Source organism: Flindersiella endophytica (assembly GCF_054779015.1).
Genome location: NZ_BAAGYY010000002.1, coordinates 26,658 through 40,965, shown reverse-complemented (window position 1 = coordinate 40,965; position 14,308 = coordinate 26,658). Strand labels below are relative to the sequence as shown.

14 protein-coding genes and 1 tRNA gene are annotated in these 14,308 nt (G+C 66.2%); 10 read left to right on the top strand and 5 right to left on the bottom strand.

What is annotated here, in order from left to right; translation table 11 throughout:
- Positions 1-52: 52 nt before the first annotated feature.
- Positions 53-2,077 (bottom strand): tachylectin-related carbohydrate-binding protein, encoded by a 2,025-nt coding sequence (locus tag ACYVF6_RS00655; protein ID WP_460514565.1) that lies wholly within the window; start codon positions 2,075-2,077, stop codon positions 53-55.
- Between the two features lie 242 nt (positions 2,078-2,319).
- Here ACYVF6_RS00655 and ACYVF6_RS00650 point away from each other — a divergent pair, with 242 nt between their 5' ends.
- The 4 genes from ACYVF6_RS00650 to ACYVF6_RS00635 all read left to right on the top strand — a co-directional run bounded on the left by ACYVF6_RS00650 (position 2,320) and on the right by ACYVF6_RS00635 (position 6,658).
- Positions 2,320-3,609 carry an AfsR/SARP family transcriptional regulator gene (locus ACYVF6_RS00650; RefSeq protein WP_460514563.1) on the top strand — a complete coding sequence of 430 codons (1,290 nt, stop codon included), beginning with the start codon at positions 2,320-2,322 and terminating at the stop codon, positions 3,607-3,609.
- Complete coding sequence (locus tag ACYVF6_RS00645) at positions 3,497-5,029, top strand: tetratricopeptide repeat protein (protein WP_460514780.1); 1,533 nt, start codon at positions 3,497-3,499, stop codon at positions 5,027-5,029. Before ACYVF6_RS00650 ends, ACYVF6_RS00645 begins: the two co-directional genes overlap by 113 nt.
- Positions 5,030-5,539: 510 nt before the next feature.
- Positions 5,540-5,621 (top strand) — tRNA-Tyr (locus ACYVF6_RS00640).
- 713 nt (positions 5,622-6,334) lie between these two features.
- Positions 6,335-6,658 (top strand): hypothetical protein, encoded by a 324-nt coding sequence (locus ACYVF6_RS00635; RefSeq protein ID WP_460514561.1) that lies wholly within the window; start codon positions 6,335-6,337, stop codon positions 6,656-6,658.
- 162 nt (positions 6,659-6,820) lie between these two features.
- On the opposite strand, the gene ACYVF6_RS00630 is transcribed toward ACYVF6_RS00635, so the two are convergent.
- Together ACYVF6_RS00630 and ACYVF6_RS00625 are read right to left on the bottom strand one after the other, a co-directional pair.
- Positions 6,821-7,306 carry a Clp protease N-terminal domain-containing protein gene (locus ACYVF6_RS00630; RefSeq protein ID WP_460514559.1) on the bottom strand — a complete coding sequence of 162 codons (486 nt, stop codon included), beginning with the start codon at positions 7,304-7,306 and terminating at the stop codon, positions 6,821-6,823.
- Positions 7,307-7,312: 6 nt separating this feature from the next.
- Complete coding sequence (locus tag ACYVF6_RS00625; protein WP_460514557.1) at positions 7,313-7,516, bottom strand: RNA polymerase subunit sigma-70; 204 nt, start codon at positions 7,514-7,516, stop codon at positions 7,313-7,315.
- 50 nt (positions 7,517-7,566) lie between these two features.
- On the opposite strand from ACYVF6_RS00625, the gene ACYVF6_RS00620 reads away from it, so the two are divergent.
- The 3 genes from ACYVF6_RS00620 to ACYVF6_RS00610 all read left to right on the top strand — a co-directional run bounded on the left by ACYVF6_RS00620 (position 7,567) and on the right by ACYVF6_RS00610 (position 10,783).
- Positions 7,567-9,081 (top strand): FAD-dependent monooxygenase family protein, encoded by a 1,515-nt coding sequence (locus tag ACYVF6_RS00620; protein WP_460514555.1) that lies wholly within the window; start codon positions 7,567-7,569, stop codon positions 9,079-9,081.
- Positions 9,082-9,485: 404 nt separating this feature from the next.
- On the top strand, positions 9,486-9,752 hold the full coding sequence (locus tag ACYVF6_RS00615) for a helix-turn-helix domain-containing protein (protein ID WP_460514553.1): 267 nt from the start codon (positions 9,486-9,488) through the stop codon (positions 9,750-9,752).
- Positions 9,753-9,964: 212 nt separating this feature from the next.
- Complete coding sequence (locus ACYVF6_RS00610) at positions 9,965-10,783, top strand: transposase (RefSeq protein WP_460514551.1); 819 nt, start codon at positions 9,965-9,967, stop codon at positions 10,781-10,783.
- Positions 10,784-10,854: 71 nt separating this feature from the next.
- Here the strand turns inward: ACYVF6_RS00610 and ACYVF6_RS00605 are convergent, their stop codons facing one another.
- A complete protein-coding gene (locus ACYVF6_RS00605) occupies positions 10,855-11,115 on the bottom strand; it encodes an alpha/beta fold hydrolase (RefSeq protein ID WP_460514549.1) in 261 nt (86 codons plus the stop codon).
- A 620-nt stretch (positions 11,116-11,735) separates the two neighbouring features.
- Between ACYVF6_RS00605 and ACYVF6_RS00600 the strand changes: the two genes are divergently transcribed.
- The 3 genes from ACYVF6_RS00600 to ACYVF6_RS00590 are packed head-to-tail and all read left to right on the top strand — an operon-like array spanning position 11,736 to position 13,710.
- Positions 11,736-13,271: a DUF2079 domain-containing protein gene (locus tag ACYVF6_RS00600; RefSeq protein ID WP_460514548.1), complete on the top strand. Its 1,536-nt coding sequence runs from the start codon at positions 11,736-11,738 to the stop codon at positions 13,269-13,271.
- A 39-nt stretch (positions 13,272-13,310) separates the two neighbouring features.
- Positions 13,311-13,508 carry a hypothetical protein gene (locus ACYVF6_RS00595; RefSeq protein WP_460514546.1) on the top strand — a complete coding sequence of 66 codons (198 nt, stop codon included), beginning with the start codon at positions 13,311-13,313 and terminating at the stop codon, positions 13,506-13,508.
- Positions 13,509-13,533: 25 nt separating this feature from the next.
- Positions 13,534-13,710 (top strand): M23 family metallopeptidase, encoded by a 177-nt coding sequence (locus ACYVF6_RS00590; RefSeq protein ID WP_460514778.1) that lies wholly within the window; start codon positions 13,534-13,536, stop codon positions 13,708-13,710.
- A gap of 111 nt (positions 13,711-13,821) precedes the next feature.
- Here ACYVF6_RS00590 and ACYVF6_RS00585 read toward each other — a convergent pair whose 3' ends face one another.
- On the bottom strand, positions 13,822-14,223 hold the full coding sequence (locus ACYVF6_RS00585; RefSeq protein ID WP_460514544.1) for a hypothetical protein: 402 nt from the start codon (positions 14,221-14,223) through the stop codon (positions 13,822-13,824).
- Positions 14,224-14,308 lie beyond the last annotated feature (85 nt).

Sequence of the window (14,308 nt, the reverse complement as noted above, 5' to 3'; positions counted from 1 at the left end):
CGTCTTCATGTTGCTCTCCTCGGGTGTGGTCGGGTTTCGATTGAGCTCTGGATCACCAGTGGGTACCGATTCGGGTGCCGGAGTTCGGGTGCCAGCCCTGCGTGCCGGTGACGTCGGCCTCGCCCTGACCGGTGTAGCGATACCAGCGGAGGTCGCCAACCTGATCGACGGCGAAGATGACGTGGCCGAATCCTCCGAGATCGGTGACACCGCCGAATACGTGCCGCATGTTCTGCCAGCCCCGGCCCACCGGGTTTCCGGAGTTGGGATGCCAGCCGAGCGCTCCTGACGGGTCGTTCTCGCCCTGGCCGCTGTAGGAGTACCAGAGCAGGTTGCCGTTGGTGTGGACGACGAAGACCACGTTGCCCGACCCGTGGACGTGCCTGGCGTTCTGCCAGCCGTTTCCTACGCGGTTTCCCGAGTTGGGGTGCCAACCCAGGCTTCCGGACGGGTCATGTTCGCCGTTGCCGCTGTAGGAGTACCAGTACAGATCGCCGTTCACATGGATGGCGAGCATCTTCATCCGGCTCGTGGATCGTCCCGCCTGCGGGAAGACGAATATCTTACGGAGATTCTGGGCCCCGTTGCCGATCACGTTGCCGGAGTTGGGATGCCAGCCGAGTGTTCCGGTGACGTCGCTTTCACCGTTGCCGGCGTAGGAGTACCAGTGCAGGTTGCCGTTGGGGTGAACCATCATGAGGACACCGTCGCCGCATCCGAACACGTGTTTCATGTGGCCGGCGCCGCGACCGATCAGGTTTCCGGTATTGGCGTGCCAGTTCTGCGCACTCGCCGGGTCGCCGACCGGTTCGCCGCGACCGTTGTAGCGGTTCCATTCCAAGTTGCCGTCCGCGGTGATGCCGTAGAAGATTCCCTGCATCGGCAGCCCGCTGTCGACCGGCGTGGTTCCGTTGCCGCCATGGGTCAGCATGAGGTGCCTGCTGCTGTCCTGGGTGGCTTGCTGGCGCCAGGCGACCTGAACCGCTCCGTCCGCACCGCCGGTGACCGTGACGTCCACGCCGGTGGACTGGCCGTCGCTCCAGGTCAGCGTCGGCGTCTGCTGCCCCGCTCGCCACACTCCCGCGCCGCCCGGAGCCAGATCTGGAGCGCCGAGATGCGCGACGCCGTTGCCCACTCCTTGCTGCACCCGCCAGATCAGCACACCGTCGTCGGGAAAGCCGGCGTCGTACTGCAGCCTTGGAGAGTTCGGGCTGCGACGCTCGATGATGAAGTACTCGGTCGCCTGTCTGGTCTCGTCCCACAGCAGAATGGCGCCGTCCACGCCGGTCGTGACGGGCGCGCTTCCACTGGCCGAGAGTGGGAATCGCCGTGGTTCGGCCCAGCCGAGCACGAGTTTGTGCCAGATGTCGAGGTGCACAATGCCTTGGTCGTTGCCGAAGAACGAGTAGGTGCCCATCAACGTCAGAAGGTTGTTGCCCAGGCCCGTGTTGTACATGTCCACGGTGCCCAGCGAGTGCGAGAGTTCATGGGCGATCTGATAGAACGGCGTCAACGGGCCGGCGCCCGCGACGTGTACCCGGATCGTCTCGTCCCATGGAGTCAGCGGGAACCGCTCGATGGTGAAGTGGACCGGATTGTTGTCCCGGTTCGCCGGCCACGCTCCGGTGATGTTCTCGACGAGCACGACGCACAGCTCATCGAATGCCACCTGATGATCGAGGTTCGTGTCGGCGTTGACGAAGAACTCAGGAGCCTGCGCGGCGACGCGACTCAGGATTCCGGCACTGCGGGCTTCCGGCCCCGGGTCGTCGGCGTAGGGCCCGAGTGAGATCGGTCCGGCAACCGCGACGCGATCGAACCAGAATCTGCCGTTGCTGATCTCGCGGAAGTATTCGCGGAGGCTCGCAGGGTTGACGGGGTCGTCGGTCGAGAACGGAGACGTCGGAGTTCCGAACCCCAGACGCTCGTAGTACTCCAGAGGATGCACGGTGCTGAAAGCAGGAAAGTTGCTGTACTCGCCTAGCACGATCAGCAGCGGCCGCCCGCCAGAGGCCTTGCGACCCAACTGCGTGACAGATCCGTGCCCGAAGGCCTCGAGGGTTGGAGCGGTAACCATGATGACTCCTGACGGCTGGTGCAATTGATTCATTGGTTCCACGATCCGGCATCGACCTGCTTGTGAACCTTGCAGCGACCTTGCGGACAGGCCAGGATTGAGCCGGAGCTGCCGTAGGTGAAGCGGTCAGCTGGGGGTGGGCTTATGGAGTTCCGGCTTTTCGGTGAGGTCGAACTGCGGGCCGCGGGGCAGTTGCTGGACCTGGGGACCCGCGGCAGCAGGCGGGGCTGGCGGCGCTGGTGGTGGACGCGGGACGTCCGGTCCCAGTCGAGCTGCTGGTCGATCGGGTCTGGGGTGACAGTCCGCCGGTTGGCGCCCGCAATGTGCTGTATTCGCATCTCAGCCGGATCCGGCAGCTACTGAAGCGGGCGGCCGCTCTCACCGGCGAGGCAGAGGCGCGGATCGAGCGGCGGCATTCCGGCTACGTCCTGGACATCGACCCGGATCTGGTCGACTTGCACCGATTCGGCCGGCTGGTCGAACACGGCCGCGACCCGCGGCGCACCGGCCCCGGGCGAGCGGGTGCGCTCGCCCAGGCGCTGGGCTTGTGGCGGGGCACCCCGCTGGCGGGCATCGAAAGCGAATGGGTCGCACAGGTACACGGCAGCTGGCATCGGCTCAGGCTGGACGCGGTCATGCACTGGGCACAGCTCGAGCTCGGACTCGGCCACCCCACCGCCGTGATCGCCACACTGCCCGACCTGATCGCCAAGTACCCACTGGTCGAACCGCTGGAAGACCTGCTCATGCGGGCCCTGCACGCGGCCGGGCGCGACGCCGAAGCCCTGGACCGCTACGCCCTCGTCCGGCAACGCCTGGCCGACGACCTCGGCACCGAACTACGCACACTGCACCAGGCCATCCTGCGCGGCCAGCTGCCACCACCCACACAACCGCCACCGGTCCTGCCGTCCGCAACGGGCCGGAGCCTGGCCACGCCGGCGCAACTTCCACTAGACCTGCACGGCTTCACCGGACGCGACAACGAACTCCACCAACTGGACGACCTGCTCACCATCACCACCGGCCAGCCGACGGCAGTGGTCGTCTCCGCCGTGTCGGGCACCGCGGGAGTCGGCAAGACCGCCCTCGCAGTGCACTGGGCCTACCGCGTACGCGATCAGTTCCCCGACGGTCAGCTGTACGTCAACCTCCGCGGATTCGACCCGATCGGACAGCCGGTCACACCGGCTGAGGCGGTACGCGGATTCCTCGATGCGTTCGAGGTACCACCGCAGCGGATCCCGGCCAGTTCGAGGCACAGGTCGGTCTCTACCGCAGCCTGCTGGCAAACCGACAGGTCCTGGTCGTTCCTGGACAACGCCCGCGACGCCGAACAGGCCCGGCCCCTGCTCCCCCGGGACATCCGGCTGCCTGGCAGTCGTGATCAACCGCAGCCAGCTCACCGGCCTGGTCACGATGGCCGGTGCCCAGCCGCTGACCCTGGACCTGCTTACGGTCGCAGAGGCAAGCGACCTGCTGTCACGGCGCCTCGGACAGGAGCGGGTGGCCTCCGAACCCCGGGCCGCTGACGACATCATCGGCTCATGCGTCCGGCTCCCCCTGGCCCTGGCCATCGTGGCCGCCCGTGCCGCCACCCATCCCGATTTCCCGCTCGCCGCTCTCGCGGCTGAACTACGCGAGGCGGGAAGCAGCCTGAACCAGTTCGCCAGCCCTGACCCGGCCACCGATGCACGTGCGGTGTTCTCCTGGTCGTACCGGCAACTCGAACCCGAGGCCGCCCGGCTGTTCCGGCTACTCGGCCTGCACCCCGGCCCGGACATCTCTCCGCTCGCTGCCGCAAGCCTCGTCGGCGTCCCGCCCCAGCGGGCCCGCCCGATCCTGGCGGAGCTGGCCCTGGCGCATCTGGTCACCAAACACACGCCCGGCCGGTACGGCTTCCACGACCTGCTCCGCGCCTACGCGGGTGAACTCGTCCACGTCCACGACACGCCGGTCGACCGCCAGGCCGCGGTGCATCGGATCCTCGACTGCTACCTGCACACCTCCCACGCCGCCGCCAGGCTGCTCAACCCGCAGCGGGACCCGCCTGCCCTTGCCCTCCCCCAGGACGGCGTGACACCCGACGACCTCACCGACCATGCGCAGGCGATGGCCTGGTTCGCCACCGAACATCCCGTCCTGCTTGCCGCTCTCGACCAAGCGGTGCGGGCCGGGTTGGACACCCACGCATGGCAGTTGGCCTGGTCGCTCGCTGACTTCTTCGAGCGGCTTGGACGCTGGCACGACTGGGCAGCCACCCAGCGCGTCGCTCTGGAGGCCGCCCGGCGGCTGGACGACCGGTTCGCGCAAGCGCGGGTGCACCGCATCGCCGCCCACGCGTACCTCCGGTTGGGCGGCTACGACGACGCGCACGCCCACCTCGGCCACGCCCTCGACCTGTGCACCGACCTCGGCGACCGTACCAACCAGGCTCACACCCATCTCAGCCTGAGCTGGGTGTTCGCGCGGGAAGGCAACGACGCCGAGGCACTCCGCCACACCCAATACGCCCTCGACCTGTTCCGTGCGGTCGGCCACCGAGCCGGGGAGGCCAACACACTCACGGCGCTCGGGTGGCACTACGACCAACTCGGGAACCACCAGCAGGCGCTCACCTACTGCCGGCAAGCCCTCGAACTGCACCAGCAACTCCACGACCGCGACGGCGAGGCCCACACCTGGGACATCCTCGGCTACGCCAACGACCACCTCGGCGATCACCCGCATGCCATCGCTTGCTACCAGCACGCCCTCGACCTGTACCGAGACCTCGGGGACCGCTACAACGAAGCCGGCACACTCACCACCCCCGCCACCACCCAACACGCCACCGGCGACCACCCCGCGGCCCGTACCACGTGGCAGCAGGCCCTGAATATCCTCGACGAACTCCACGGCCACGACGCCGAACAACTTCGGAGCAGACTTCGCGACATCGAGAACGCCTGACAACGCAAAGACATCCGGGCGCGTCGACCCTTCCGGGCCAATCCGCAACGGCATCCAAGACAGCCGATGGCAGGAGCCGCTGCCACCGCGCAGACCCGCCGCTCTCGCCAACGCCACATCCGTGCCTGTGAGTAAGTCCGCACCGGCGGCACAACCATCTCCGGAACCACCGACGCCGGCCGGCTTCCGGATCACGGAGTGGGTCGTGGATCCCTTACTGGAAAGGGACCTGATCAACCAAGACGAGACCAGGACCCACCCGACGGCCACGAACGTCAAGCTTGCCCACGCCAACTCGTCGATGTTCGTGGTCATCTCACCGCTGGATATTCCAGCCCACCCCTGCTGACCGAGCCAGAGGAGAACCTGGAGCCAACGACATCCCCTCGCAACACGCCGCCCGACCCAAAGGGCATAGAAACCGGATTACCCACTGGTTGCACGTTCCTGGTTATGACTCCAGACGCCGCTCCCGGTGTGCTCCCGATCGGCATCATCAAGATTCAAAAAGGCAGGTCAGGTGGTGTGCGTTCGACAGTCAGTAAAACCGTCGGCTTCGCCTACACTGGTTCGAACCCAGTACCTGCCACCACCAGTGGAAACGGCCGCTGACTGCGCGTTCAGGTCAGCGGCCCGTTCGTTTGCCGACTGGATCGTACCCGGCCGGCACCGGCCAAACTCGGCTGTCTACGGCTGTCTGTGCCTAATACCTGCCGAAATCCGGCGTTGGCCGCGGGCGGCCTACCGGCGTTCGTACGCCACGCACGGTTCGGCGGTTAGGTGCGTCGGTCCGGGATGTGCAGCAACGGAGGCGGCCCGCCGGGCAACAGCGAGGTAACCAGCAGTGAATGCCGGGCTGCTCCAAGGACAATTGAACGCAAGCGGGACGTCGACGCCGGGGGAAGAAGGGTGGGGCGTACCGCATCCAGGAGAGGGCGAACTCCGCGGCGACCAAGGCGCGACCCGCTGCCGCCAAGTCCAGCAGCAGCGCCACCGTCACCAATGAGTTACATGACAGGCCGAGCGCCTCGAGAAGAGCACTGCGGCAGCCGGTGGCTCATGGCCCAGACTCCCGGCTCGGCGGCTCGGCGTCGCCACATCACCACCGGCTGGCTGGCGAGTTGGAGAGCGCGAAGTGGATGAGGACGATGACGTCGAACTGCCGATCAGGCCGGCGATTTCAGATGCCCGACCTGACTCCGTGCTTCGATGGACCGGTTGCCGTCTCCGAGCTGGATACCTGAGCGGCTGTAACCGCGGCCTGCCTCGGCCGACGTTAGCTGCATGGCGAGATGGACCTTGCCTGTGACCAGGCGCCAGTTTGTAGCGGCGGTCGCCGTCTGCTATGTCGTCGGATTTCTCATCTGCATGGGCATGTCAGGCGACCTGTCGCTGCACATTGCTTTCCCGCACATCGCAGACGGCTACGACGTGGGGGCATGGATCGTCGGGCCGCTGTTCATCGGTTTCTGGGTGGCCTTCCCGTTGGCCTATCTGGTGGATTTCGTCCGCGATCCGTACGTCAGGGCGCGAGCGCGCGCGGATGGCGCTGAGCGGCAGGCCGAGCTTGCCGAGCGCCGGGCCGACATCCTCGACGAGAGGCTGCGCGGGCTCGGCCAGCAGCCTTGATGCGACGCGGCAAGGTGACCAGTGTGAGTTGACTTTCTGGCCGTTATGATCGAAGAGACGTGGCGATCGTTTCACTATCCTCCTCGACGTCGTCGGGACCTTCTGGTACGACAGGCGGATGACAGCGGAAGGCCCGGCAAGGAAGAGGATCGCCCATCCCCTTCATGGCATTCCACCTTGATCGAGGACGCGGTGGGCGGCGGTGCGGTCAATGCCTAGATGCGTCAGCAGTTGCCTCACTGGATCGGGGTACTCGCGATCAAGCAGTGCGCGGAGGAGATGTTCGGGGGCGGTACGCCGGGTCCTGGTCGTGGTCGCGTTCACCGCCTGCTTCACCACGGCCCTGGCGTTGGAGGTCAACGCGCTCACCGGCACCGGCGGGTGCTTGCGCGCGATGGGTTCCGCCGGTCGCCGGTCGACGATGAGCCCGATCGCGGCCAGGGCCTCCTCGTCGAGCGCGTCGAGGGCCGCGCGTGCGGTGTCGAGGTCGACGCCGAGCGCACGTGCCGGCAGCGAGCCGGGGTCGTGCAGCAGGCCGAGCAGGAGGTGCTGGGTGCCCATCCGCCGCTCGCCTCGCCGGCGGGCTTCCTCGATGGCCGCGGTGATGACGACCGCGAACGGGCTCTGCTTGGTCAGTCGCTGGAACACCAGACCTCACTTTCCGTATTTTGTGTGCACGGACTGGCGTGACATGCCGAGCGCGTCGCCGATCTGCTCCCATGTCCAGCCCTGCTCCCGGGCCAGCGCCACCGAGGTCGCCTCCACCTGTTCGGCCAACTGGTGCAGCGCGCCCACGGCTCGGAGCCCGATCGCGGGGTCGTGGGTTCTGATGCGCTCCAGTAGTTCATCAACCTCCATGCCTGTCAGTTTAGCTTGACAAACGGGCCTGTCAGTCTAGGCTGACAGGCATGGTGATGACTGATGTGGTGGTGGCCGGCGCCGGGCCGGTCGGCCTGATGCTCGCGTGCGAGCTGCGGTTGGCCGGCGTGCGGCCGGTGGTGCTGGAACGACGAGCCGAACCAGCCGAGATCCCGAAGGCCAACGGCCTGGGAGGGCAAATCATTGAGCTGCTGGACTACCGCGGCCTGCTGGACCGTTTCCGAGCCGAGGCCTCGTTCACCGGCAGATTCCCAGGCTTCCCGTTCGGATCGGTGCCGCTGAACTTCGCGCAGCTGGAACAAAGCCCGCTCATCGGAATGGCGATCCAGCAGCCACGCATCGAGGCGCTGCTCGACCGCCGTGCCGTCGAGCTCGACACCGAGATCCGGCGCGGGCACGAACTGCTCGCCTTCGCCCAGGATGACACCGGCGTCACCATCGACGTCCGCAGCCCTGAAGGGGAGTACCGGCTGCGTACCCGTTACCTGGTGGGCTGTGACGGTGCCCGCAGCCCGGTGCGGGAGCAGGCCGGCATCGGCTTCCCCGGCACCACCGACCCGGAAGTGTTGCGCCTCGGGCACTTTGCCGCGCCCGATGCGGGCGGCATCTTCGACGACCCTGAGATCGAAGTCCCCCGTATCGGGCGCCTTCGACCGGGCTGGAACCGAACCCCGACCGGCCGGTTGATCGTCACCACACTCCGGCCGGGCGCACACATCGTCGGCGTCCGCGAGACCGGCCACCTGCCCACCGACACGACACCGATCTCACAGGAGGAGTTCCGGGCCAGCGTCCGCCGGGTACTCGGCGCCGATCTACCGCTCGGCGAACCGATCTGGCTGTCCCGAACGGTCAGCCAGGCCAGGCTTGTGGAGACCTACCGCGCCGGCCGCGTACTGCTCGCCGGGGACGCCGCGCACCTGTTCCCCGCCGGCGGCTCCGCGCTCAACGTCGGCATGCTGGACACGGTCAACCTTGGCTGGAAACTGGCCGCCCAGATCCACGGCTGGGCACCACCACATCTGCTGGACACCTACCACACCGAACGACACCCAGTCGCCGCGCGGACCCTCATGCAGACCCGCGCCCAGGCGGCCCTCGACCGTGCTGCCGGCGAGGAAGGCGAAGCGCTCCGAGCTCTGCTCACCGAACTAGTCCAGTTCGAAGAACCCCTACGCCACCTGGGAAACCTGCTCCACGGCGCCGACACCCGCTACCCCATGCCCGGCGGCGGCAGCCACCCCCTCATCGGCCAGCTCACCCCCGACCTCCTCCTGACCGCTGCCGACGGTTCGCCCATCCAAATGGCCGAACTCCTGCACACGACCAAGTCGATACTCATCGACCTGACCGGCCATGATCTCGGCGAAGCCAACAGCTGGACCAACCGCATCACCATCTACCGCGCCCACAGCACACAACCCCCGGCCAAGGCGCTACTGGTCCGCCCAGACGGCCACGTAGCATGGGCCCACTCCAGCGACGCCAGCCTAACCGAAGCGCTCACCCATTGGCTCGGCCCAGCAACCGCGACCACCCGATAAGCACCATCGAACAGTGGTGTCCAAAACCGATCACCCAAACCGCAGCCCGGTTCGGACTGTCGCGCGTCAGAAACCGGCGCAGCCACCCGCAGGCAGCCCACACGCACCAACCCACATGAAGCTATTCCGGGACCTTGAATATCCAACTCCGCCGGTAAACCGTCGGAGGTAGGTCTACGTCGAGGCGCTAGGCGTGTGTGTAACTAGGGCTGGAATGAGCACAGCTAGTTGAGGGTGTGCCGTAACGCGTTGAGCCACTAGGCCAGCCCAATCGCCTAGGCCGTCGTAGCTAAGCTGCAACGCCGCCTTGGCGAGTTCGACCGCCTGTTCGTTTTGTTCAGCCTCTAGTGAGTCAGACTTTCTGGCATGGTCCGATGTGAGCGCGTCAGGAAGGATTGACGGCTATGACCAGGAAGAAGACGTCGCCGGTGCCGGTGGAGGAACGACTGCGGGTGGTGCTGTCGGTGCTGAGCGGGCAGATGACGATGGCCGAGGCTGCTCGGCGACATGGTGTGGCGGATGCGACGGTGGCCAAGTGGCGGGACCGGTTCGTCGAGGCGGGCAAGGCTGGCCTGGCCGACGGCATCCCAGGGCCGGGCACTGCTCAGGCGGTGGCCGAGCGGCGGCTGCGGGCGGAGAACGAGCAGTTGAAGCTGGCGCTGGCCGAGTAGATGGTGCAGCTGCGGATTTGGCAGAAGGGAGCCGAGCATGTTGGTGAGGTCCCTTCGCCGGCCTCGAAGCCCTAAGGGGGCAGGCTGGATGCCGGTTTCGAGGTTCGCGCGGTTGGCTGGCATTCCCTGAGCGTTCATATCGGCGGCGGCTGGCCCGGCTGCGCCGCGGCGCCGCGCCCAAGGGGCCGTGGCCGGCGCCGAAAGTGGATGCGGTGGAGGCGGTGGCCGCGAAATACGCCGCGGACTGGCCGGCCTGGGGTCACCGCAAGATCGCGGCGATGATACGCGTCGACGGCCATCACGTGTCCACGTCGACGGTGCAGCGGGCGCTACGGCGGCGCGGCCTGCTGCTGCCGCAGGGGTTCCGCGCCGATCGGAAGTCGTGGGCACAGGTGCGGCAGAAGGTGTTCCGGGACCCGCCGACGCAGCGGAACCGGGTCTGGCAGACCGACTTCCGCGAGTTCGAGACCAGCACCGGAGGGATCTGGCGGATCTGCGCCATCATCGACTACGCCACCAAGTACTGCCTGGCCATCACGATTTCCACGACCGGCCGTGGCGGTGATGCCGTGGACTGTCTGCGAAAGGCGATCGCGGAAGCTGTACGGCTGCTCGACCTCGACGATCTGCGCGCCGATCGGGGTGTCATGGACGTCGTGGACGCCGCGGGGGAGATCCTCGGTCAAGTGCCGGCACCGATCGCCATCGTGTCCGACAATGGGTCCTGCTTTCGTGGCCAGGTATTTGCGCAGGAGCTCGCGGACCAGAACCGCACCGAGGACGGCGAGGACCCGCTGCTGCGGCACGTGCGCACCAGAGTGAAGAGCCCGCAGACCAACGGCGTGGTCGAGCGGTTCTTCGGCACCCTGAAGTATGAGCACCTGTTCCGCTGCGAGATCCCCGACGGCGACGCCCTCGCCGTCGAGACCAACCTGTTCCGACAGACCTACAACTCCGTTCGGCCACACCAGGCGCTCGGTGACCGCACTCCACGCCAGGCCTACCTCGACGGAACGGGCTGCGCGGGGTAGCCGTCGAGCAAACGAGGAGAACGCTCAACGGCTCCCCTCTCGGCATCCCGCCGCCATGATAGGCGTGCGGCTCACGCGCTAAGGGCGGCCGTGAGGGCTCGGTCGAAGGCTTCGGGGTCGTCGATCCAGGAGTAGTGTCCGGCGCGGTCGATGACAGTGACGTCGACGTCCGGGTGTTCGTGGCTGAGCCGCACCCACTGGTGCCCTCCGGGATCGAGGTAGTCGTGGTCGCCCTGGATCACCCTGATCGGCACTGGATGCGTGCGTAAGGTGGGCCGGATGTCGTAGCTGTCAGGCACCACCACGGGCGGCCCCGAACCCAGCCCGGTCACACGCCACCCTCGCGCGCAGAAGAAGGTCGCGGTCGCGCCATTGGGGGAGCGCCTGCGTGTGGTGCTGGCCGCCTTGTCGGGCGAGTTGTCGATGGCGGAGGCTGCCCGCCGGCATGAGGTTGCGGATGCGGGATCGGTTTGTCGAGGCGGGCAAGGCAGCCTGGCCGACGGCATCCCCGGACCGCCGAACGACGGCCTGCGGGCAGAGAACGAGCAGCTCAAGGCCCTTGGCCGGCGCTTGGGGTTGTCGGCATCAAGGCGACCGCTGCCAAGTACGCCGCCGGTTGGCCGGCCTGAGGACACCGCAAGATCGCTGCGATGATGACGTTGACGGTCACCAGGTCTCCACGTCCACGGTCCAGCGGACGTTGCGGGCGGAGTGGCTTGCTGCTGCCGCAGGGGTATCGGGCGGGCCGCAAGGCGTTGGCACACGTGCGGCCGATGGTGTTCATGGCCTCGGCGAACGGTGATCGCGGTGGCACCAACCTCCACGAGCCCAACAGCTCTGCGACACGTTCGTAGTGAAGGTGGACGGAACTGTTACCTGAAGGATCGTCCACGTACCGACGACGCCATTGCCACGCCATTGCCACGCCAGTGCCCTCCGACAGGCTCCCCGGATGGCCTGGTTGGACTCTGAGGAAACCGCCCCACCTGGCGTCGGATCGCCACACACCAAGCGCAGTGGTGCACGTCGCCCATTCAAAATTACGCCGAACCGGCTGGCTGTCGCATTTGTCTGCCTGCTGTCGGCTACTGCTTATGCGGTTCTCGGCTTGGTCAAGCTGCGAAACTTTGAAGCCAGCACGTTCGATCTGGTCATTTTCGACCAAGCCGTTCGTGGGTACGCGCACTTCGGCCCGCCGATCACACCTGCGCGCGGCATGTCTCTCGGCCAGGGCATGGACTTCCCCCAGCTTGCTGACCACTTCTCTCCCATCCTTGCCCTTCTTGCGCCGCTGTACTGGATTCACGACAAGCCGGCAACCCTGATCGTCGCCCAGTCCGTCCTCTTCGCGCTGGCGATTCCCTTCATCTGGCGCTACACCAGACGCAAGCTGGGAACCGCTCCGGCGTACTTCGTCGTCCTTGCGTACGCGACGTCCTCGGCAGTCGCTCAGGCCGCCGGCTTCGACATCCACGAGGTGGCTTTCGTCCCGGTCCTCACCGCCATCATGATCGAACGGTTCGACGCCATGAAGCCGCTTGTCGGCTCGGCCGCAGCCTTCGGACTCCTGTTAGTGAAGGAGGACTTGGGCCTCATGGTCGCCGGGTTCGGCTGCTACTTGCTGTTAACCCGCCGCTATACGTACGGCCTCGCGTTCATCGCGGGCGGGGGCGGGGCCATCGCCTTGATTCGTGGTGTCCTGATTCCCGCGATGGGCGGTGATCCGGCGACGTTCTGGGCCTACGATCATCTGGGCCGGAACGTTCCGGAACTCCTGCTCACGTTCGTCATCGATCCGGGCCGGGTTCTGAGCACCCTTGTCGCCCCCGAGATCAAGGTCGACACCATGCTGGGCCTCGTGGCGCCCTTGTTGTTCGCCTGCCTGTTTTCCCTGCTCATACTTCCGGCCGTGCCGATGGTCCTGGAACGGATGCTGTCCGATCAGCCGTTCTGGTGGGATGACCATTACCAGTACAACGCGTTCGTCATCGTCATCCTGATCTGCGCCGCCGTCGACGGCGTGGCCCGGATCCGACGCTGGCTCGATGGGCACGCCGAGTTCGAAGCCGTACTATCTCGACACGGTCTCGGATCGTTGCCAGTCATGTGGGCGCTGGCCATGTGCGCCATCTCGCTGGCGCTGATTCCACAGCACTATCTTGGCTTGCTCCGCTTGCCATCCTTCTACCGCGGGGACCCAAGTGTCGTCGCAGCGGAGCAGGCCGCGGCAGCAGTTCCGTCCGGCGTGGTCGTGGATGCGGCGAACAACGTCGGTCCTGCGTTGACCGACCGCACAACGGTCCTCCAGTGGGAACCCAAGGTTCACGACGATGCACGCTGGGTGTTGGCGAATCTCCGACAACAGATCCCACCGTTCGGCACTGTGGAAGAGCAGCGGGCCCAAGTTGATGAGCTCGTCGCGAATGGATACCGCGTTGTCTTCGATCGTGACGGCTATGTTGTCCTGCATCGCCCGGACCGCCCTTAGTTCAGCGTTGCTTGTGCCAACGCCGCGTTGTCCGAGGCGTTGAGCCTGATCGTGGTCCTCACCGCGCTCCCGGCCAGGCTGGCCGGCATCCCGCTGCCCGACCTCACGCCGCACTGGCCGACCGTGGTGAACATCCTCCCCGCCCTGCTACTGGCCTCGGCGATCAAGGTCCGGAGCACAACTAAGGAGATCCCCGCAACTCACCGAAAACCGCACGCAACCCTGCCAAAAGCTTGACTCATGACAAGCCTCAGCGGCCGCAATCGCCAGACAGACCATCGGCGCTGTCGGCACCACCGGCACCTCCACCGGACCCCACCTCCACTTCGAAGTCCGCCGCGACGGCACCCCCATCGACCCCGAACAATGGCTACAAGATCACGGAGTGAAGCCAGAGTCGGCCCGAACGGTGACAGGATTTCCCAGCCATGGAAGGTAGGGCTGCGACCACGGATCTGAACTACAGCCCTTTGTCCAAGAAGCCGACGAACTCAAGGACAGAGTAAAGTCGCTTTACCCCAGCTCCGATGGGCGCTTTGCGTCCCGGAAGTCAGCGCCCGTAGCACTTGCGCAGGAGCTCATCTCGATCGGGTGCTCCCTTCAATCTGTCAAGCACGGTCTGTGTGGCTTCGGCTTGCTCACGAAGAGACTTCTCCAGAGAGTGTCGTGTCAATGCGGCCTGGCCGATACGTTGTGCCGGTCCCAGGCCGCACTCGACGAAAAGGCAAGAGAGCTCTGCCCTCACATACGTCTCGCCGATGTTGCGGCAGACGAACGTCAGAACGTACCTCTCGCGCTCATCGAGGATGACATCCAGAGAGACCTCGGAACCGTGGTAGAAGACTCCACTCTCATGAACCTCCGGACCGACGAAGCCAAGATCCGTTGCCAGGAAGCCAAACCAATGCCTGGCACGCTCGCGGAAGTCGGCGAGTCTGACTCTGCTCGACATGTGCCGCTCCATGTGCGTGTGGTCGTTCTTACGCTGAAATGTCGTAGGCACATTCTAGCGGGCACGAATCACTGCCCAGTAGTCG